The sequence below is a fragment of the Streptomyces sp. NPDC046985 genome (assembly GCF_040644415.1).
In the GTDB taxonomy this organism is placed as follows: domain Bacteria; phylum Actinomycetota; class Actinomycetes; order Streptomycetales; family Streptomycetaceae; genus Streptomyces.
This window is the reverse complement of record NZ_JBEYWK010000018.1, coordinates 62,081-81,063: the sequence shown is the minus strand read 5'-3', so window position 1 is coordinate 81,063 and position 18,983 is coordinate 62,081. Positions and strand designations below refer to the sequence as shown.

Annotated in this window: 25 protein-coding genes and 1 pseudogene; 22 read left to right on the top strand and 4 right to left on the bottom strand. The window is 69.4% G+C overall.

All coding sequences use genetic code 11. From position 1 onward, the window contains the following. Nucleotides 1-434: 434 nt before the first annotated feature. From ABZ861_RS23100 to ABZ861_RS23090, 3 genes are all read right to left on the bottom strand, one after another. Nucleotides 435-1,289: a DUF2637 domain-containing protein gene (locus ABZ861_RS23100; RefSeq protein WP_361633030.1), complete on the bottom strand. Its 855-nt coding sequence runs from the start codon at nucleotides 1,287-1,289 to the stop codon at nucleotides 435-437. A gap of 427 nt (nucleotides 1,290-1,716) precedes the next feature. After that, nucleotides 1,717-3,015: a DUF3631 domain-containing protein gene (locus tag ABZ861_RS23095; protein ID WP_361633028.1), complete on the bottom strand. Its 1,299-nt coding sequence runs from the start codon at nucleotides 3,013-3,015 to the stop codon at nucleotides 1,717-1,719. A 233-nt stretch (nucleotides 3,016-3,248) separates the two neighbouring features. After that, nucleotides 3,249-3,479 (bottom strand): hypothetical protein, encoded by a 231-nt coding sequence (locus tag ABZ861_RS23090; protein ID WP_361633026.1) that lies wholly within the window; start codon nucleotides 3,477-3,479, stop codon nucleotides 3,249-3,251. A gap of 94 nt (nucleotides 3,480-3,573) precedes the next feature. Between ABZ861_RS23090 and ABZ861_RS23085 the strand changes: the two genes are divergently transcribed. The 16 genes and pseudogenes from ABZ861_RS23085 to ABZ861_RS23010 all read left to right on the top strand — a co-directional run bounded on the left by ABZ861_RS23085 (nucleotide 3,574) and on the right by ABZ861_RS23010 (nucleotide 16,141). Further along, nucleotides 3,574-4,275 carry a helix-turn-helix transcriptional regulator gene (locus tag ABZ861_RS23085; RefSeq protein WP_361633024.1) on the top strand — a complete coding sequence of 234 codons (702 nt, stop codon included), beginning with the start codon at nucleotides 3,574-3,576 and terminating at the stop codon, nucleotides 4,273-4,275. Next, nucleotides 4,272-5,930: a tyrosine-type recombinase/integrase gene (locus tag ABZ861_RS23080; protein ID WP_361633022.1), complete on the top strand. Its 1,659-nt coding sequence runs from the start codon at nucleotides 4,272-4,274 to the stop codon at nucleotides 5,928-5,930. Before ABZ861_RS23085 ends, ABZ861_RS23080 begins: the two co-directional genes overlap by 4 nt. Before the next feature lie 500 nt (nucleotides 5,931-6,430). After that, nucleotides 6,431-7,288, top strand: a complete 858-nt coding sequence (locus ABZ861_RS23075) for a hypothetical protein (protein ID WP_361633020.1) — start codon at nucleotides 6,431-6,433, stop codon at nucleotides 7,286-7,288. Nucleotides 7,289-7,323: 35 nt separating this feature from the next. Next, the gene (locus ABZ861_RS23070; protein WP_361633018.1) at nucleotides 7,324-7,572 is read left to right on the top strand and encodes a hypothetical protein; all 249 of its coding nucleotides are present in this window, start codon (nucleotides 7,324-7,326) and stop codon (nucleotides 7,570-7,572) included. Then, the gene (locus ABZ861_RS23065) at nucleotides 7,569-8,738 is read left to right on the top strand and encodes a DnaB-like helicase N-terminal domain-containing protein (RefSeq protein ID WP_361633016.1); all 1,170 of its coding nucleotides are present in this window, start codon (nucleotides 7,569-7,571) and stop codon (nucleotides 8,736-8,738) included. Before ABZ861_RS23070 ends, ABZ861_RS23065 begins: the two co-directional genes overlap by 4 nt. Nucleotides 8,739-8,781: 43 nt before the next feature. Further along, the gene (locus ABZ861_RS23060; RefSeq protein WP_361633014.1) at nucleotides 8,782-9,363 is read left to right on the top strand and encodes a hypothetical protein; all 582 of its coding nucleotides are present in this window, start codon (nucleotides 8,782-8,784) and stop codon (nucleotides 9,361-9,363) included. Between the two features lies 1 nt (nucleotide 9,364). After that, nucleotides 9,365-9,547, top strand: a pseudogene (locus tag ABZ861_RS23055) (DNA methyltransferase); the annotation flags it as partial. A 115-nt stretch (nucleotides 9,548-9,662) separates the two neighbouring features. Beyond that, nucleotides 9,663-10,562, top strand: coding sequence for a DNA cytosine methyltransferase (locus tag ABZ861_RS23050; RefSeq protein ID WP_361633200.1), 900 nt, complete (start codon nucleotides 9,663-9,665; stop codon nucleotides 10,560-10,562). Between the two features lie 93 nt (nucleotides 10,563-10,655). Next, a complete protein-coding gene (locus ABZ861_RS23045; RefSeq protein ID WP_361633012.1) occupies nucleotides 10,656-11,255 on the top strand; it encodes a DUF4913 domain-containing protein in 600 nt (199 codons plus the stop codon). Next, nucleotides 11,252-12,028: a glycosyl hydrolase gene (locus tag ABZ861_RS23040; protein ID WP_361633010.1), complete on the top strand. Its 777-nt coding sequence runs from the start codon at nucleotides 11,252-11,254 to the stop codon at nucleotides 12,026-12,028. Before ABZ861_RS23045 ends, ABZ861_RS23040 begins: the two co-directional genes overlap by 4 nt. Continuing rightward, on the top strand, nucleotides 12,025-12,510 hold the full coding sequence (locus tag ABZ861_RS23035) for a hypothetical protein (protein WP_361633008.1): 486 nt from the start codon (nucleotides 12,025-12,027) through the stop codon (nucleotides 12,508-12,510). Before ABZ861_RS23040 ends, ABZ861_RS23035 begins: the two co-directional genes overlap by 4 nt. Beyond that, entirely contained in the window at nucleotides 12,507-13,175 is a 669-nt protein-coding gene (locus tag ABZ861_RS23030; RefSeq protein WP_361633006.1) for a hypothetical protein, read from the top strand. Before ABZ861_RS23035 ends, ABZ861_RS23030 begins: the two co-directional genes overlap by 4 nt. Continuing rightward, nucleotides 13,172-13,999, top strand: coding sequence for a large ATP-binding protein (locus ABZ861_RS23025; protein WP_361633004.1), 828 nt, complete (start codon nucleotides 13,172-13,174; stop codon nucleotides 13,997-13,999). The genes ABZ861_RS23030 and ABZ861_RS23025 overlap by 4 nt, the downstream gene beginning before the upstream one ends. 22 nt (nucleotides 14,000-14,021) lie before the next feature. Next, nucleotides 14,022-14,564, top strand: a complete 543-nt coding sequence (locus ABZ861_RS23020; protein ID WP_361633002.1) for a hypothetical protein — start codon at nucleotides 14,022-14,024, stop codon at nucleotides 14,562-14,564. A gap of 56 nt (nucleotides 14,565-14,620) precedes the next feature. Next, nucleotides 14,621-15,466 (top strand): winged helix-turn-helix transcriptional regulator, encoded by an 846-nt coding sequence (locus tag ABZ861_RS23015; RefSeq protein WP_361633000.1) that lies wholly within the window; start codon nucleotides 14,621-14,623, stop codon nucleotides 15,464-15,466. 186 nt (nucleotides 15,467-15,652) lie between these two features. Beyond that, nucleotides 15,653-16,141 (top strand): hypothetical protein, encoded by a 489-nt coding sequence (locus ABZ861_RS23010; protein ID WP_361632998.1) that lies wholly within the window; start codon nucleotides 15,653-15,655, stop codon nucleotides 16,139-16,141. A 3-nt stretch (nucleotides 16,142-16,144) separates the two neighbouring features. Here the strand turns inward: ABZ861_RS23010 and ABZ861_RS23005 are convergent, their stop codons facing one another. After that, entirely contained in the window at nucleotides 16,145-16,411 is a 267-nt protein-coding gene (locus ABZ861_RS23005; protein WP_361632996.1) for a hypothetical protein, read from the bottom strand. Nucleotides 16,412-16,676: 265 nt separating this feature from the next. On the opposite strand from ABZ861_RS23005, the gene ABZ861_RS23000 reads away from it, so the two are divergent. The 6 genes from ABZ861_RS23000 (at nucleotide 16,677) to ABZ861_RS22975 (ending at nucleotide 18,931) form a co-directional block, all read left to right on the top strand. Then, entirely contained in the window at nucleotides 16,677-16,979 is a 303-nt protein-coding gene (locus ABZ861_RS23000) for a DUF317 domain-containing protein (protein ID WP_361632994.1), read from the top strand. A gap of 88 nt (nucleotides 16,980-17,067) precedes the next feature. Then, complete coding sequence (locus ABZ861_RS22995) at nucleotides 17,068-17,238, top strand: hypothetical protein (RefSeq protein WP_361632992.1); 171 nt, start codon at nucleotides 17,068-17,070, stop codon at nucleotides 17,236-17,238. A 64-nt stretch (nucleotides 17,239-17,302) separates the two neighbouring features. Continuing rightward, nucleotides 17,303-17,563, top strand: coding sequence for a hypothetical protein (locus ABZ861_RS22990; RefSeq protein WP_361632990.1), 261 nt, complete (start codon nucleotides 17,303-17,305; stop codon nucleotides 17,561-17,563). 52 nt (nucleotides 17,564-17,615) lie between these two features. After that, complete coding sequence (locus ABZ861_RS22985) at nucleotides 17,616-17,828, top strand: hypothetical protein (protein WP_361632988.1); 213 nt, start codon at nucleotides 17,616-17,618, stop codon at nucleotides 17,826-17,828. Nucleotides 17,829-17,922: 94 nt separating this feature from the next. After that, nucleotides 17,923-18,252 (top strand): esterase, encoded by a 330-nt coding sequence (locus tag ABZ861_RS22980; protein WP_361632986.1) that lies wholly within the window; start codon nucleotides 17,923-17,925, stop codon nucleotides 18,250-18,252. A gap of 355 nt (nucleotides 18,253-18,607) precedes the next feature. After that, nucleotides 18,608-18,931, top strand: coding sequence for a hypothetical protein (locus ABZ861_RS22975; protein WP_361632984.1), 324 nt, complete (start codon nucleotides 18,608-18,610; stop codon nucleotides 18,929-18,931). Nucleotides 18,932-18,983: the final 52 nt, after the last annotated feature.

Below are 18,983 nucleotides of genomic sequence, written 5' to 3'. Positions count from 1 at the left end.
CTTGTCCGAGTCGGGGCCGCCCTCGGCTCCGACCTCCCGGTCCGGCGCCCCCTGGCGCCGGGCCGTCTCCGCCTCCCCCGGGGCGGAGACCCCCGAAGACCGGCCTTGAGTCGGACTCGGGGTACTACTGGCTCCGCCAGGGGCCGTCCCCCCGCCAGGGTCTGTTCCTCCGCCGAGGGCCGTCCTTCCGAACGCCCGCCTCAGCCGTGCGAGCAGCGGAGGGGACTGCGGCGGCGCAGGCGGCTCGGCGTGGGTGTCGTCAGGCAGGTGCTGGTTGTGTGACAAGGCGGATACTCCAGGTGGGACTCGGCGAGTGAGGCGGAGGCGTCTGCGCGGCAAGGCCATCGCGTCGTCCACAGGTGTGGAAATCCGCAGGCCGGTTTGCCGGTGCTCGGGTGACCGGAAGGGTTCCGGTCACCCGAGCAAGCCCGGTGTCAGCGCTTGGAGACCTCGATACCGGCGGCTTCCAGTTCCGGCCGAAGCAGTTCCATCACCTCGGTCTGCCGCTCACTGCCGATCGCCAGGTCTCGGTCCTTGACGGCTGCTCGGAGCAGGCCGCGCGTGAGTTTGCCGTGCTGGTGACCAGTGGCCCTGCCGATATCCGCCAGCTCCGCGATGGTCGCCTTCGGCGGCCGACCGCCGCTCGGTTTACTCTCCGATGGCTGGGACGCGGGTTCCGTCCGCTCGGCACCGAGGGGTTGCGCACCATCGAGAGCGGCATCCGACCGGAGGCTGTGGCTGAGGTCGCCGACCGACCGGCCCTGAGCCTGTACGGAACCGATGACCGAGGAGTCGCCGGACGGTGCGACGAGCTGATGGATCTGTCGCATCAGGACACCGAAGGCGACCATCGCGGCGGCCGGAGGAACGGCTGCGACCACGTAGTCGAGGAGCGGGACGCTGCGCGCGTTGTCGGTGCCGCTCACTCCGGCGACGTTCAACGCGATGGAGCCGACTGATCCGGCAGCGGTCACGGCGATCGCCCAGGGGTCGGTTGTACGGCGCAGCGCCGCACGCAGCATGAGCAGTTCGCCCGCGACGATGAACGCGTCCAGCGTGGCGGGCCAGGCCCAGCGGCGGATCGGGGTTGCTCCGAGCCCGTGTTGGCCGGCGACGTCGGCGAGGTGTGCGTAGGAGAGCCAGAACGCTCCGGCTGTCAGGGCGACGATGACGATGCCGGCCGCGCCGAGCGCGAGCTGCTCGGCGTCAGTCCGCCTCTTCGGCTGGCCTTCGTCGCGGGCGTCGTCTCGTGGCTGTGGTGCTTGCGTGGTGAGGTCCGGGGCGGTCAAGCGGGAAACTCCTGGGGGTGGTGGTGTGGGGCGTCTTGGCCGTCTCAGCCGTTGCAGGTGCAGGTCAGCGCGGGACGGCAGCGATTTGGACATGCCGTCTCGGCGAGCAGCGCCAGCGTCTTGTCCCGGTCCGGAACAGGGAAGCGGCGGCTTCGATTCGGCTCCGGTCCAGAGGTGGCTTGCCCATGCCGGGACGGCTGCGTCGCGGCAGCCGTCCCGGCAAGCGAGGCTCTGACCAGCGGCGATACGGCAAGGACGCCTGGGACGCGGCAAGACGGATGCGGGCGGTGTCTCCCGACAGGCGAACTACCCGCGTGGAGGAGACATCTGGTGTGCCGTCTTGCCCTCTGCTGCCGTCTTGCCGATACGCGCTCTGACCTGCGAGATCACGGCAGGGACGGCAAGGACGGCAGCCTCGGGGCGGGGCTCAGACCTCGCCTCGGGGGGATTCGACCGGGTGGATGGTGGGGCAGTACCGCCGCCAGGCGTCAAGGAACTTGTTGCGCGTGTAGCCCTTGCGCTGAGCCCGGTCGGCCATGCGTACGTTGCCTGGCCGGATGTCGTAGTCGCGCAGCATCCCGCTGAGCTCCCGGGAGGTCAGGCCGTGGCGTCCACGCTCTCCCCACGGGGCTTCGGCGTCCGCGTTCAGGTGGTGCAGGAGGTCTTCGGTGGAGAGGCTGTCCGCCTCCCGCTGCGCGAAGAAGACTCGTCGGATGTCAGCGAGGATGCGCGCGCCACTCGGGTGGTCTTCCTCGGCTGCCACCTCGGCGGCGACCATCCGGGCGCACGCGATCCGCGCGAGCCGTGGCCAGCGGCCGCCGGCCAGGTCCGCGATAATCACCAGGGGCTCCCAGGTGTCGGCAGCTCGGTCCTCGACCGGCATCTCCGGCTCCAGGCTCGCAGCGTCCTCCAGTAGCGGGAGGGTCCAGGCGCGGATACGGTCGCGCAGTTCGTGCAGGGCCGGGATGTCGCGTCGCGAGCGGAAGGGTTTGACCTTCTCGCCCTCGGCCCTGCGGCGCATGCGGATGACGACGGATCGATCCATGACGGTGTCCGGCAGGTCACCGATGCCCGCGATGGCCGCCATGGCGAAGGTGGCGAACTTGTGCGGGGTGTGGTCGTTGCCGACGACCCGGGTGACGTACCGGCCGCGCTGGTGGCCGGCGTTGAGGAGGCCGCGTGTCTCCTCGTTCTTCTCCGCGACCTTGGGGCCGAAGATGGTGTCGGCCTCGTCCACCAGCAGCGTCGGTGGCTCCTCCTCGTTGATCGAGCGGAAGATGGCCGCTGGTGTGGTGTTGATGGTGAGCATCGGCTCGTGGACCGTCTCGGTCAGAACGTCCAGGAGCCGCGACTTCCCGCACCGTTTCGCAGGTCCCACCACTGCCAGCCGAGGTGCGTGCTGCCAGGCGGGCTGGAGCTGCGTCGCCGCCACCCAGAGGGTGGTCGCGTCCAGCGCCTCGGGAGAGGGTGGAATCACGAACTGAGCTATCTGGGAACGTAGTTCATCCAGCAGTTCCGAGCCTGGCGTCGGCTCCGCGTCGGGGATGGTCTCCAGGCTCCTTGCCGGGTCCGCCTCGCTGCCGTCAGCCGGACCATCGTGCATCTCCGCTGTGGCATAGGCGGCCTGGGCCGGACCCAGATGAGCGCCGGGCTGGCCGGGGATGGCTGTGGCGGGCCAGGCCGCTCGGGCGGGGGTGGAATAGGGGTCAGGGTTCTCGGGTTGCACTGGGCGGCTCCTCGTCTGGCGGCTGCGGGCTTGCACGCCCTTGCCGCCGGGTCGGATCTCACGGGATTGCTGGGGAGTCCTGGGGCCTCCGGCGTTGCACCGTCGGAGGCTCTCCCTCTTCTCGCGGGGGTCTCGGTACCGCGAGCGACCACGGACAGTACGTCCACGCCGTGCCACAGTCCAGCGTTTCTGTGTCAGCTCAGCGCAGAAGCGCCTACGGCGCATCACGTGCCTCATGCGGCCAGCCCCAGCAAGGCCAGCAGGTCTGCCGTCACCACCCGGTAGGTGTTCCCGAGCCTGAGCACCTTGCACGGGTACTGGCCGCGCTTGGCCAACTCGTAGCCCTTGCTCCGGCCGAGCCCCAGCGCGCGGTTACCCGTCTCCAGGTCAACGGCCACCGGGAGCCTCAGAAGCTCCTCGCGACTCATCCCCTTCGCCCCTCCGGCGTCTTCGTTCTGGCGCATGCGCACTCCATCCATGACTGAGCCCACGGCGAACGCGGCCTCCGCGTCCGTCTCCAGGTCTTGGAATCAACGCTAAGCGAGCTAATGTGTCTGCATGACACAACGTCGAAGTCACCATGGATTGAGCAAGGCCGACGACGAGGACGACGTCCCGGAGTGGGTGGACCAGGTCATGGCCACCGTGGCCGCCGAGGTCCGCAGACGGCGGAAGGAACTGGGTTGGAGCGCACAGGACTTGGCCGACAGATGCGCGGAGATCGGCCATCCGATCCCCCGCAACGTCATCGCCAACATGGAGTCCGGACGCCGCTCCAACCTGCCCTTGGTCGACGTCATGGTGCTGGCCGAAGCCCTGAACACCCCACCCATCTGCCTCCTCTATCCCGTGGGCTACATCGAGGACGTGCAGCGGCTCCCGCTCCAGGACTCCACTTCCACTCTGGATGCGCTGCGCTGGTTCACAGGAGAGGAGACCGATCTCGGCGCGGACGACGACATGCTCCGCTACTTCCGAGCCCATCACGCCGCCCAGGAGCGGCTGCGAAGTGCGCGACACGACGAGGAGTACGCGCGCTACCACGCCCAGACCGCCCCGAATGCCGACCGGAAGGCCGAGGCCCTCCGCTCCCAGGCCCGCGCCGCCGAGACGGCCGACGACGCCGAAGACCGCCTGCGCAGAGTTCGCGCCTTCATCGAGGAAGAGGGCGTCACGCCCCCGTTCCTGTGGCCCGACCTGGCCGACGTAATCGACTCATCCGGGAGCGATCCCGAAACGAGCGAGGAGAATGATCTTTGAAGGGCTCCACCTACCGCCGCTGCTCCTGCCGCGACCCGAAGACCGGCAAGGAACTCGGCACCTCCTGCCCCAAGCGCAACAGCAGGAACCACTGCACCTACTCCGTACGCCAGGAGCTCTCACCCCGCGAGGATGGCAGCCGCCGATCCTTCGCCCGTGGCGGGTACGCGAGTCTCAAGGCCGCCCAGGCCGACCTCGACCACGTGCGCGCCCTGCTCGGGCTCGCCGACTCGGACGACCCCGAGGGCACCGAACTCATCGCCGAGATGCTGGCCGAGGTCAGTCGCGAGCGGTCATCTCTGCCCGAGGTCGAGGAGACGCGGCGGCGCCTCAACTCCGGTCAGGACCTCATAGGCAGCCTGACCGTCGCCGAATGGCTCGACCGGTGGTTGGCCGGCAAGCGCATACGCAAGTCCGGCCTCAACCGCTACGAGACCGATATTCGCGTCCATCTGAAGCCGCGCATCGGCAGCCGGCGCCTGGACCGGCTGCGCGTCAGCCACCTCAGCGAAATGTTCACCGACATTCGCGAGGCGAACGCCCAGATCCTGGAGGACAACGCCCAGCGGCGAGCCGCTCTCGACGAGCTTGCGACGGTGCCGTGGAAGGGCGTCGGGAACCGGGCTCGTCGCAAGGCCATGAAAGCCGCGATCGACGAGATGCCGCCCTTTCGGCGCGTCACCGGCCCTGCCACGCGGCTGCACGTCAAGGCCACCCTCCGGGCCGCCCTGAACGACGCGATCGGGCAGCAGATCATTACGTTCAACTCGGCCGCCCATGTCGAGATAGACCCCGTGCGCAAGCCGAAGGCGCTCGTGTGGACGGACGAGCGGGTCGCCAAATGGGAGCAGACGGGCGAGAAGCCGTCGCCCGTGATGGTCTGGACGCCGGAACAAACCGGTGCCTTCCTCGACTTCGTCGCCGAGGACCGGCTGTACGCGATGTGGCACCTGATCGCGTTCCGCGGCCTGCGCCGAGGCGAGGCGTGCGGCCAGCCGTGGTCGGAGACGAACCTCGACACCCACTTCCTCACCGTCTCCTCTCAACTCGTCCAGGACGGCTGGGAGGTGGAAGCGTCCGACCCCAAGACCGACAGCGGCTCCCGCGTGGTCGCCCTTGACGACGACACCGTCGACGTCCTGAAGCACCACCGCGAACGGCAGGAAACGGCCCGAGAAGAATGGGGTACAGCCTGGATCGAGACCGGCCACGTCTTCACTCAGGAAGACGGCTCCTGGCTCCACCCCGGCAAGGTGACCGACCTCTTCGAGCGCCTCGTCGCCGCCTCCGGTCTCCCGCCGATCCGCCTGCACGATCTGCGCCACGGCGCGGCCACCCTCATGCTCGCCGCCGACATCGACATCAAGATCGTGTCGGACACCCTTGGGCACAGCGACACCCGCATCACGCGGGACATCTACCAGAGCGTCCTCCCCCACGTCGGCAAGAGCGCCGCCGAGGCCACCGCGAAGCTCGTCCCCCTCCAGCGCAAGGCCGAGGCGGAAAAGGCCGCACGCAAGGCGGCGAAGAAGGAGAAGGCCAAGAAGGCCACAGCCGAGAACTCCGGCAAGACCAAGGGGCGCAAGCCGACAAACAAGGCGAAAGTCCAGGCCAAGGCGTACAAGAAGGCCAAGCGCCGGGTGCCCAAGAAGTAGGTCCCCGAGCGGCTCCGCTCACGCATCGCTCACGCAAGCAAAGTCACGGCAACCCGGCCGCGTACCTCGTCATGCCCCGAGCAACAGAAAACCCCAGGTCACGGGCTATGTGACCTGGGGTTTGACTGAGCCGCTTTCGGGATTCGAACCCGAGACCTACGCATTACGAGACCGTGAGCGTTCATGCTGCCTGGTGCCTGGTCGTACCGCCGAATGACGTTTCGCCTGATCAGAGTACGTGCGACTGGTTGACGTGTGCTCCCTCGTACTACCCCGTCCAAAGGCGTCCGGCCACCGGCTGGCCACCGGAGGGACCACCGATGCCGACAACTAGGGCCGACACACGCGTTGTAAGTCCTCCACAGTGCGCCCTGCGGCTGACCCGCACCGTGCGACATCGCCCTCGCTGAGCGTTCCCACCGTCGTCGGCGCAGAACGCCTCCCGTGGGAGTGGCATCCGAACCGGGGTTCGCGTCCCCGACTCTTCAGCACCGCAGTCGGTGGCGGCCGAAGGGCACCTGCCCGGACTGGACGTGGCCGTCTTCGCCGACACCGGCTGGGAGCCGCGCGCGGTCTACGAGCACCTCGACAGGATCGAACGGGAGATCGCCGCGCCGGCCGGGATACCGATCCTGCGGGTGTCTTCGGGCAACATCCGCTCCGACGCCCTGGACCCGGCCAAGCGGTTCGCTTCCATGCCGCTGCACATCCTCAACCCAGCAGGGACTGAGGGGATGTCGCGTAGGCAGTGCACTGGTCAGTACAAACTCCGGCCCATCAAGGAGAAGGTGCGCGAGCTGCTCGGCTACCCGCATCCGCGGCGGATCCCCGCCGGGATCTTTGTCGAGCAGTGGATCGGCATCTCGGTAGATGAATTCCACCGGGCGAAGGACGCCGACGTCGCCTACATGAAGAACCGGTTTCCCCTGATCGAGCAGAACTTCTCCCGAGCGGACTGTCTGCGGCTGCTGCGCTCGCGCGGCCTCGCGTCGACTCCCCGGAGCGCATGTCTGGGATGCCCGTATCACGGCAACGCCCAGTGGAGGTCGCTGCGGGACGACTCCCCCGACGAATGGGAGGACGTCGTCGCCTTCGACGCCGCGATCCGCTCGGGCAACGCCAGGGCGACCGCCGAAGGCAACCCGTTGCTCGGTCAGGCGTACCTGCACCGCTCCCGCCGGCCACTCGACCAGGCGCCCATCGACCGCGTCACCGCGCACGAGTGGTCCCGCCGCCAGGGCGACCTCTTCGACGCCATAGCGGACACGGAACTGGAGAACGGCGACGTCGAGGGCTGCTCACCCTGGTCCTGCCGCTCCGGCACCCCGGTCAGGGACGACCTTGACCTCGCGAGCTGAAACCTTTCCGCCCTTATCTGCGATCAGGACCACCCATGTCTTCCTTCCATCACCCGACACCTCAGCCCCCGGCCGACGTCGAGCTGGCTGGCTCGGCCGCCCTGCGTCGACAGGACGTCTGGTGCCTGCGCGGCGGCGTCGGCTCCGTCCCCATCACTGATGGGGAGTTCAGCCGAACGCTGGATGGCTTCGTCACCTTGACGGCCGCCGCCGACCAGGCCGTCGCCCGGCTCGACGAGCAACGCCTCACGCCGTCCGTTGTCTGGATCGAGGGTGCGCGGTGACGCCGCTGCTCCGTGCGGAGCAGGCAGTACTTGGTTCCGTGCTGCTCGACCCGGATCAGCTCTCGCACCTTGGCTGGCTCGCGCCGGATCACTTCTACCGGCCGATTCACAGGGCGCTGTTCGCCGCGTTGCGCAAGCTCCGGGACGACGGCCACCCCGCCCTGGCCGAAGAGTCCGTACCGCTCTCCTGGGTAACTGATGCAGTCAACGAGGCCGGCCACCACGTACGGGGGCTGACCGCGATGTACGCCCACTCCCTGATCTCGGCCTGCCCACGTCCCGCGCACGCTCCCGTGTACGGCCGCATGGTGCTGGAGGGCGCGATCCATCGCAGCATCACGGAACACGCGATCCGTCTTCACCAAGCGGCCCGTGCCGACGCCCTGCAGGGCGAAGTCGAGGGAGCCCTGCACTACGCGGACGTCCTTACCGGCGTGCTCAGCGATCTCGCTCAGCGCTGGGGTACAGAACCACGCCCGGTCGCACCGACCGCTCCGCCGGCCACCGCCCCGGCCGTGCCACCGCCGGTTCGGGCCGACCAAGTCGCCGAGGACGAGCGGTTCCTTCTGGCCCTCCTCGCTGAGCAGCCGAGGGCCATGGACGAGGTTGCCGGCTGGCTGCGGCCCGGCGATTTTGCCGACCCCGCTCACGGGCAGCTCTACCGCTGCCTCGGCGCGCTGCACCACCGGGGTGAACCCATCGATCGGGTCACCTTGCTCTGGGAAGCCCAGCGGCGTGGGCTTCTGGCCGACGGGACGCTGTCCAGCGATCAGCTCGTCGCCATCTGCGACGGCGTGGGTCCAGGCAGCGCCGAATGGCTCGGCGAGTTGGTGATGCGCTCGTCGGTCACCCGCACGGCGGCGACCTCTGCGCGGACCATCCGGGCCCTGGCGGAGAACGAGGCTCTGGCCCCCGGGCGGCTCATCAATCACGCGTTGCACGCGCTCGGTGCTCTCCATGAAGTGCGTGCTCGCTGGCAGGCGGCGAACGGCAGCCCCTCACCGTCGCCAGGGGCCCCGGCTCGCTCGCCGACCGGACCGCCCCCTGCGCAGGTGCATGCGGCGCTCGCCCGCAGCGCACCGCGCCCAGCCTCGCCATCCTCGGCACGGCCTGGCACCGCTCCCAGCCCGGCCGCCGTGCGACCGCCATCTCGCGGACACGGCTGACCCTTCCCCGTTACGTCACTCGTCCTTCCCCTTGGAATTCACCATGAACAACACCCCGGTCTCCGACGCCCTGGCCCTACGTGCCACCGCCTCCGCGTTCGATGCCCAGCGCGGCAAGCTCCCGATTCCCGGAGACCCCCACCGCTCGCCGAACAGTGTCGCCGTCGCCCGGCAGATCTCCGAACTCGGCGCTTTGATCTCCGGTTTGGGTGACGAGGTCCTCTTCCGTACCGTCGACGAGGACCAGGAGTCCCGTAGTGCGCGGGTCATCACTCGCTTCGCAGCCGCCGTTGGACCCCTCGGCGAAGCGGTATCCGCTCTCGGGGCAGTGGCCCACCAGCTTGCGTTCCTGAACCAGACCGAGCACCTTCGCGACCAGCCCGATGCCCGGGACGCGCGGGAGGCTGCGGTGCGGGTTACGGATGACGCACTCGGCGCGGCGGACACAGCCCTACGCGAAGCCGCCGATTCCCTTCACGCGGCGTCGGCGACGGTCTCGCCCCCGTCCGTGCGGCTGCAGGCAGCCCGTAGCCGGTCCGCGACCGCGGGTCTCGCATCCGCTTCCCCTTCGCCTGCCGTCCCGGGAGCAGCAGCTCCTGCGGACCGGATCGCTCGGGGTCGATGACATGCAGACCACCGTCGCGGGCCCTCCGCTGATCGGCTCGCTCTGTTCGGGGTACGGCGGGCTGGACCTCGGCGTCCAGTCAGCGCTCGGCGGCACGCTGGCCTGGCACGCGGAGGTCGATCCGAACGCCTCGCGCATCCTGGCCCGCCACTGGCCCGGTGTCCCGAACCTGGGCGATATCACGGCCGTCGGCTGGTCCGCCGTGCCCCGGGTGTGCGTCCTGACGGCGGGTTTCCCCTGTCAAAGACGTCTCAGTCGCCGGCCGTCGGGCCGGACTCAACGCCCAGACCCGCTCCGGGCTGTGGCTGCACGTCGCCCGTGCGGTCGAAGCCCTCCGACCTTGCCTAGTTGTGATCGAGAATGTGCGCGGCCTCCTCACCTCACCCGCCGGTTCCCCTGGCGACGTGGAATTCTGCCCGTGGTGTCTGGGAGACACCCCAGGTCAGCCTCCTCTGCGGGCACTCGGTGCCGTACTCGGATCCCTGGCCGACCTCCGGTACGACGCGAAGTGGCTCGTGCTTCGCGCCTCCGATGTCGGAGCCCCGCACCGGCGCGAGCGCACTTTCCTCGTCGCCTGGCCCGCCGAACACGCTGTTCAAGACGCCGACCAGCAACATCGCGAAGAACGGCGGCTCGCAACACCCTTTCAAGAGGAAGAGCGGAGGACACGGCCCGAACCTGGCCGACGAGGTGGAATGGCTCCTGCCTACTCCGAAAGCGTCGGACGGAATCAAGGGCTCGCCCAACCAGCGCCACGGCAATGGGGACATGACCCTGCCGAGCGCGGCGGCGTCGCTGCTGCCTACCCCCCGGGCCAGCGACACGGGCACGCCAGGACGCCGACCGGGCAAGGGGTGGCGCCCACCACTGTCGGCAGTGGTTCTGCCGCTCTGGACGGAATCGGCTCCGGAGTCCGGGGGGCCGAACAGCGATGGGGGTCGTACGCAGCCGCCATCGCCCGATGGGAGATGCTCACCCGCCCCGCGCCGCCGCCCACCGATGCGGCCGGACGCCTTCGGGCCGACTTCGTGGAGTGGATGCAGGGCCTGGAGCCCGGCTGGGTCACTGCCACACCGGGGCTCGGCCGACCGGCTCAACTCACCGCTCTGGGCAACGGTGTTGTCCCCCAACAGGCCCACCGAGCAGTGCAGTTGCTTGCACCGCCCTTCCCCCGCTGCCCTCGCTGCACGACGGCGTAGCGCCCCACTACCGGGTTTTCCCGGCCGGGCCAAATCGCGGTTTCTCCGGATCCTCTTCCTCATGTCGCCGTCTCACAGATGGAGCACGCCCCCATGTCCGACACCAGCACGACCGCCCCCGACCCGGAGCCGTTCCGCGTACCCGACGGGGACCTCGACGATCTCGCCAGCACCCTCGCCAAGACGATGGCCGAGGTGAGGCAGCACGGCGTCATCCTCGACCGCCTGGGCTCCGAGCCCGCTCCCGCCTCCGTCGAGCTTCCGCCGCCTGACAGCGCTCCGTCAGCTCTGGCCGACTTCGCGCAGGAGGATGCCCCCGCTTCGGTGTTCATCCTCGCTCTGGGCGCCGAGGCGTACGCGATCGAAATCGCCGCGCTCAGCGACTGGGTGAACTACCTCTTCCTCCCGGTGTACGGCCGGGAGATCAGCACCAGCCGCCCGTGGTGCGAGCAGTGGCACGAACACCCGGAGGCCGTCGCTCGTCTGCACGCTCTCTGGCTCGCCTGGCAGCAGCTCACCGACGCCGAGGCCGGTCTATCCGGTCCTTCCATGTGGCACCGCGACCACTTGGACCAGACGCTGGTTCACCTCCGTGCTCCCGACGGTCCCTTTGCCGCCTGTACGACGAGTCCGACGCGGCCCAACCACCGCGTGCTAGCCACCCCCGCGCCGCAGTCGGAGGTTGCGGCGTGAACGACGACTTCGACTTCGACCTTGACGAGCTCGCGCCCTCCGATGCCGCCTCCGAGGAGGCGGCGGAGAGGTTCTGGTCCGGTGACCTTACGGCTTTGTCCCACCACCACACCTCTCCCAACGGCTCGCACAGCTTCGTAGTCGCCCATGATCGGTCGGTTACTTGGGGGATCCCGGGCGCACCACAGGTGGTTGCCATCGCGGTGGCGCGGGATCTCAGCCAGTTCACGTTCACCCTGGAGACGAGCCAGCACGCCACAGTGCCCTTCGCCCAGAACTGGCTGGCCGAACGCGGTTGCCCGCCCGACCGGATCGCTCTGGTCGGCAACTACGCGAAGCCCGCCGACGACCTCACTCTCCAGGTCGAGCAGCAGATCCGGGGGTCCGGGACTCGTTACGAGGTCCTCGATACCCACACCTCGGACTCCGACCCCTGCGAAACGTGGACCCTGGCCCACGATTCCAGTGGTGGTCAGGCTCCGATTCGTGTCTTCCAGGAAGAGGTGGGCCTCGACGCCGGCACGTACACGATGCGCGAGGGCGCCTTCGCCGATGAGGATGCCGCCCGCTCCTGGCTGGACGACCGCAGCGGGCCGCTCCCGGAACCGCCGGAGTACAGCGATCGCAACGGCACCGTCGTCCGGGCCCGTGTCGCCCGCATCGCTCTCGCCCGGTCGGCAGGTACCTCCGCGATGTCGGGGGCGGGATTCGACACCTCCCGTACGCCACCGACGGGGCCAGCACAGCGCCCGGTCCAGGGGAGGCTGCTGTGAGTCGCGCTCGCTTCGCCTTCGCCGCACATCCCGACGCCTTGACCGACCTGCGCCAACTCCCGGACGAGGTCCGCGACACCGCGCTGCTCCAGCTCCAGGACCTCGTACACGGCCACCTGGGTGCCAAGCGGCTCGAAGGCCGACTCGAAGGGTTCCACAAGGTCTACATCGACCCGGCGCCAGGGCAGCGGCAGTGGCGGATGGTCGTCCAGTTCCGTGACGCCCCGCCGTCCTCGGCGCACCAACGCGAGGTGTATCTCGTCGCCGCCGGTAGCAGGAAGAAATACGAGGTCTACCACGCGGCGCACCTGCGCACCGGCCGCCACCAGGCCCCCGAGACCGCCTCCACCTCCGAGGCCCGTGTGCATGCCGCCCGGTCCCGCTCGCCCCGCGCGTTCAACCAGCCGACTGCGGTCCCAGTAACTCCTTCCGCAGCAGTCCAACCCGCGGCTGCCGCCCCTCGAAAGGCTCCCCAGCGATGACCGCCGACCGCACCCCCCTGGCCCGTACTGAACTGGCTGATCTCCTCACCGAGGTTGCGCACAGCGTCTCGGGCATCCTCACTGCCGAGTACCCGACGGCCGCAAGCAGGTCTTACCTGCACCCCGTACTCGGAGCACTGTCCGCCGGGCCCCGGGTCGTCTGCGAGCTGAGCGACCGACTCGAAGGCTTCGTGGCCGACGATTCTCTCCCCACCACGCCAGCGGGTCTGTTCACCCTGGCCTCCTACGCATCGGCGCTGGGATGGCTCACCGAGTCCCTCGCGGAGCTGACCGCCTCGGTCGACCGCATCTGCACCCGCATCGGTATCCCCACGCAGCCGCCGGACCCGGCCTTCGTCGCACGGGCCAGCGTTGAGCAGAACGCCGAGTTCGACTTCGGATTCAGCGCACTGGAGTTGGCGGCGATCCGCACTGCGGCCGAGGCCGCCGGCCTCGCGCCGGTCGACTACGTCGAGGTGCTCTCCGAGTCCCTGCTCGCCGCCTCCCGGATCACCGACGCCTGCATGGAGATATCCAGCGGCCTGATGGAAGACGCCGCATACGTACTCGGCGAGGCGACCGACCACGTCTCGATCGGCGACGGACCCGAGAGTCTGCCCACCCTGGTCCGCTCCCTGCTCGCGCGGATGGAGGCGGCGGAGTGAACCCGTTCGACGCGGACACACACCCTGGGCCTTATCTCGTCGTCGAAGTGCTCGGTGTCGGGGATGTCAGCGTGCCCGCCCTCGCGCCTGGTCCGGAGGAACCGCTGCACCAGGCCGCTACGCGCGTCATCGAAGCCGCAGCGGCGTTGGACAAGCGGCACGAGAGCGTGCTCGGCGCGGTCCAGCGGGCTCAGCGGCTGCTCGAAGGCATCGGTCGCGGTGAAGTCGGCCGCGCCCAGGTGTCGTACGCGCTGCTGCGGACCGCACTCCCCGAAGTCGGAGACGCTCTGGCGCAGCAAGACCGGGCGTACAGCCAGCTCGTCGAGTCCCTGTCCGCCTACCGGCATCTCCTGACCGAGTCGAACAGCTCTCAGGTCACGCCGGTTAAGACCCATGAGCTGGACGACGATCACGGTGCCGGCCGGGACGATGATTGGGCCGTCTCGGGTGATCGCAGCCTCGGGGCACTCGAAGCCGTCGAGGCCGGCGAACTGCGAGTCCGCCAGAGCGCGATCTACGGCTACATCTACCTCTCTGATGGGACGGGCCAGCGCCCCGACCCGGAGGTCTGGCCCGAAACCGTTCAGCGGCTGGTCGCCGACGGACTACTGGCCCAGGACACCAGCGAGGAGTTGTACCGGCCTGGGCAGCTCCTCTCGCTCACACCGCAGGGCGAGCGGGCGCTTCGCGACATCCGTACGGCCACACCGCGCGTATCCGCCGCTCTCAGCCGCAGCGGCGTCGCAGCGATCTTCGGCTCGGACGTCGGCCCGTCGCCCGCACCTGCGACAAACCCGACCGCCAAGTCGCTCCGTTCCCGCTGATACCCGTTGAAAGGGCGCCCCCATGTCCACCGCGATCTACACACGCCGCCTAGTCGAGCACCGGTACGGCCGCTCGCTGGAGAAGCTGCACCGCGGCGTCGCCTCCGATCGGTCCGACGACCCTGTCCTGCCCATCCTGCTGCGACGGCTCGACGGGCTCGCGCAGACCGGCGCCGATGCCCAGTCAGCCCGCCGCAACCTCGAAGCGGCCAGGAGGGGCCACCGCTCCGGCGAGCCCGCCTTCGAGGATCTCGTTCTCCTGTACGCGACCGAAGTCGTCGACCTCGAACGCCAGGAACAGAGCGAGGCGGAGGCGGTCTGGGACCTGCTGGATGTCGGCCTTCTCCTGGACCGGAGTTCCCCTCGGCAATCGTCGGCCCATCGAGTCGCCCCTGCTCCTGACGCTGGGGAGCTGCTGGACATCGCCCGCGAGGTCGCTGCCGGCCTGCAGCGCCTCAACCGCGAGGCCCTGCGGCGTGGCTTGCGCAAGCGCGGTGTCCACGTCAGCAACCGCCGCCTCGGCGTCGTGCTCCAAAGGCTTCGAGCCGAGAGCGCCTTCCGCTGACCGCACGGTCGGATCACCGATCTTCAAATCCCCTTTGCGTCAATGGAGTTCACCCGATGTCCGCCACCTCCTCGCCCTCCGCCACCGCGATCGGCACGGTCGATGCCCAGCGTGTCGAGGACGCGCTTTCCCTGATAGCACCGAAGTGGACCAACTGGTCGGTGCAGACCCTGGCGCAGCAGAGCAGTTCCATGCGGGTACGCGACGTCGCCGCCAGGCTTCCCTTCGTCAGCGAGCAGTTCGTCGGCAAGCGGCTGGCCCAGATGCACGCTGATGGACTGGTCACCCGCGTCGATGACCGTCACGGGGCTCCGTATCAGCTGAGCGCCTTCGGAGAATCGCTGTCTCAGGTGCACCACGCCCTTGCCGACTGGTCCCAGGCCAACCTCTCGCTCGGCGGCCGAGTAGCTGGCGCCGAACGCGTAGAGGACGCCGTACGGCGTCTGCACCTGCGGGATTCGACCGCCGTGATCCAGGTCCTCGACGCGGGCGGCCCCATGCGGTTCGTCCACATCGCTGAGGAGGCCGGCCTGGACAACGGCTGGACCCGGCAGCGGCTCAACCGGCTTCAGGCCGACGGCCTGGTCGCCCGTACCGGGCCCCGCCACGGCGATCCGTACGTCCTGACCGACGCCGGGCGGGCTCTGGGCCCCGTCTACACAGCCGTCGAGCACTGGAGTGACCCCGTCTCCACGCGGCCTCGCTCGACACCGCAGACCCCTGTCGCGGCGGCCACCCGAACCCACACCGGCGTCCCACTGGGGTCGGACAACGTCCGAACTGCAGCGGCCCTGCGCCGGAGCGCCGCCGCGCCGAGCGCCCTGTTCAGCCACGCGCCGCAGCCGCAACCGCGGGTGCCCGCAGCGGTCACCGCCCAGTCGACGCCCACGCGGGGCCGGTGATCCGGGTGGCGCTGAGAGCCGACCGCACCTCCCCGTTGCCACGGCGCCCGCGTGCTCCGAGCAGCCCTTCCCGCTGTGCACGCGGGCGCGTTCCACCCCGACGCCCTCACGCCAAAGCCACTGCCCCCCGGCTTCGGCCTCTTGCGACAGCCCCTCAGCCCAAACGCCATTCCGCGGGAGTCCACCATGCCCGACACCACCGCACTCGATCAGGCCACGGCCATGATCGAGGAAGCCTGGGGCCGCCCGATTGAAGCTCTGGAGTCCATCGCGGTCCGCAGCCCCAGCGAAGACCCTCTCTTGCGCTCGGTCGTGCACATCCGCTCGTCCTTGGTCATCACCGATAACGCCGTGGCTGTGCACCAGGACCGTCTGCATGCCCTAACCCGGCCCGGCCGGGTGCCGGCCTTCTACGACCTGGAACGGATCACCGGCTCAGCGGCTGACCTTCGCGTCGCCCAAGCCGAGAGCCGGACTTCTCTTCAGGCCATCAGCCACGTGATCGAAGCTCGTGAATGCGCCGCGACCGCGGACAGGTCCCCGGCAGCTCGGCTGGCCCAGGCCGCTGTCGCCCGCTCGGGGCACGCTCCGCGCGCCCTGGGCCAGTCACCCGATCAGCCCGCTCCTTCGGCCGCTTCCGGCCCGTCGGTGGCCGCGCTGGGGCCACACCGCTGATCGTCAGCTGAGGTCCTCTTCGCGGTGGGCGTCCCAGATACGGGGGCCCACCGCGCGGGCCAGGTGCTCCAACGTCAACTCGACGCGACGGCCGTCCGCGATGCGATCCTCCACCGAGGCGTCGTCGTCTCGCCGTCCGTCGGGCTGGACACCGATAGCCCACTGGCCGTCAGCGACCATCGCGATGTCGCCCACCGTCCAGGGCCGCCCGGCGGCACGGATCTTGCGTTCCAGCCCGGCCCCGTCCCAGTGTCTGCTCGGCTCCGTCATCCCGGCTCCCCCTTCGATCCTGTGCGGCACGTCGCCGCAACCGAACTAGGACAACTGCGCGGACCGATCCATTCCCCGCGCCAGCGTTCCCCCGCCCCCGGCCGCCAGTTCGCCCACGGCAGACGCCGCTCTCCCGGAAAGGACTACGTACTTCGGGACACGGCATGTCAACGTACGGGTGTTGGGAAAAACCGCAGGTCAACGAAGGGACCGTCCAACCGAGAACACCTCCCCCACCCTCCTTCCCGCCGTCGCCCGCCCGGCTGTGGAAGACCGTCCCTGGCTCTCCTCCGACCACCGCGCAGACCCGGTGATCGACCTCCTCGACGGCCTCGGCTGGACGATCGTCTCCACCCCGGAGGCCAACATCCACATGACCAGCCCGGACGGCGGGGTCTACGTCGGCTGGCTTCCCGAAGACCCCTCCGCATGGGTGCGCGACATCGTCTGGCGCGTCCAGGTGTTGCCTGCGGACGGCGAGGTGTGGGTCCAGGAGTTCGGCATCTACACCCCCTCCGAGGCCGTCGCCGGACTCCGCGCCGCCCTCGTCGCCCACTCCTCGCGCTAACCACCGAACCACGGGGTGGGCCGACGATGGCCCGCCCCGTTCCCCGCGCTCGTCCCGGCCCGACCCGACTCATAGGAGGTTCCGGTCCATGCGCATGCTCCTGGCCACCCGACCCGGCTACCGCCGTGAATGTGCCTTCGCCCGGCGCTGCACCTGCTACTACCTGCCCGGTCAGTACGGCCGCCGCGCCAAGACCATCCGCCGCCGTGCCGCCCGTCGCGCCGAAGCACGCCAGTGGCGGCGCGACCTCGCCGAATGACGGCGCGCCCCTACACCTATCGCTCTAGACGCCCGCCCACACCTCTACGAGGAGCCGTCCCACCATGGCCTTCCGTGCCCCACTCACCAACCACCACGCCGACGGCACTCTGTGCCCGGCGGACCACAAGCACACGAGTTCCGGCAAGCCGCTCCACGCCGACTGCCCCGGCCGCGCGTACACGCAGGCCATCTGCTCATGCGGCGGCTGGGACATGAAGCAGTCCGGCAAGGGCTACGTCAACGAGAGCAGGAAGCGGCACCTCGCCACCCACACCCAGGGCCCGAAAATCCTTCGCGACCTGCTTCGTCTCGACGTGTCCTGACGCTCACTCATCACACCAACCATGCCGTTCCGCATCGCTTTCGGAGGACCTCGTGCCCAGCTATCTGACCGTCGGCCACCTGCTTCGCCAGCTCCAGGACCTTGACCCCAGCCTGCCGATCCGCCTTGCCATCAACCCGGACTTCCCCTTCACCCACTATCTCGGGACGGAGGTCGTCGTCCGGGACGGCAAGGCATTCATCGCCGACGATGGCCAGGAGGATTACCTCCCGGCTGCAGTCAGCGACGCCCTCGCCTGGGCCTGACCTGTCCCATCGATAAAGCCCCGGAGGCTCCACTATCTCGTCGCGATCCCACCCTTCGCAGGCCCTTCCCCTTCACAGCCTGGCTGTACGCCCCATGCCGAGCGGCACGCGCGGTGCACTGGTCCAGCGCGTCTCCGCCCTGTGCGACGGGCCGCTCGACATCACCTGGCTCGCCCTCGAAACCCCAAGACTCCCCCTCGGCCGCATTCGCCTTCGCTGGGAGCCCGCCCCGCTCGCAGGCTGGGACGTCACCGCCCACCTGGGCCTGGCCACCAGCGAGGTACATCTCGCCTCGTGGCCTGCTGCCCCGGACGACTGGCCGCGCCTGGTACGCCCGACCCTCCGCGAAGTGCTCGGCCTCTGCGCCGCCCTCGCGGTCGCAACCGCCGCCATCGACCTCTCGAATCGCATCGCCCAGGTCTGACCGAACCGCAGAAGGCCGCCCCGCGCCGATCAGGCTGGGGCGGCCTTGCCGTACGTCCAGCCGCGTGTTGCGTACGCTCATCAACGACGAACGAGGAGGACACGATGGCCGACGACCAGCCACTCTGGGGGTACCCCGAGGTCGCCGCCCACCTGGGCATCAGCGTTGGGGCTGCCCGTAACCGCAAGAGCCGGGGCAGCCTTCCCGCGCCTGACGACGCCACGGTGCCGGACCGGCCTCGCTGGAGACCAGCCACGTTCCAGAACTGGAAGCCGGTCGGCCGGGGATTTCGCAGCGATCTCCATGGCGAATCGGCTTCTGGTGCCGCTCCGGCGGCCTCTGGACAAGGAGCATCGTGAACAAGCTCTTCGCTGGGTCCTGCCTGGTCGCCGCCGCTGGAGCGGTCACCGCCATCGTCGCCGCTGTGCAGCACAACTACGGCGTCTGCAGCATCGCCTTGTTCGCCGTGGCGGGTGGTGCCTCCGGTACCTACCTGCTCCGCCGATCTCAGGACGCCGCGAACGATCGCGCCGTACTCCACCGGCTACGAGAACGGCCCCAGCACCCCATCTACGCTTTGGCGAACGAACTTGGGCTTCGCCGCGCCGCTGTCCAGCTCAGCATCCACCGCCTGGCTCGTTCCGGCGAGCTTCCCCCGACCGCCGATTCCGCTGAATGACACGCTGGTTGCCCCCTAGGCTCAGGGCATGACGGACTCTCCTATGCCCTCC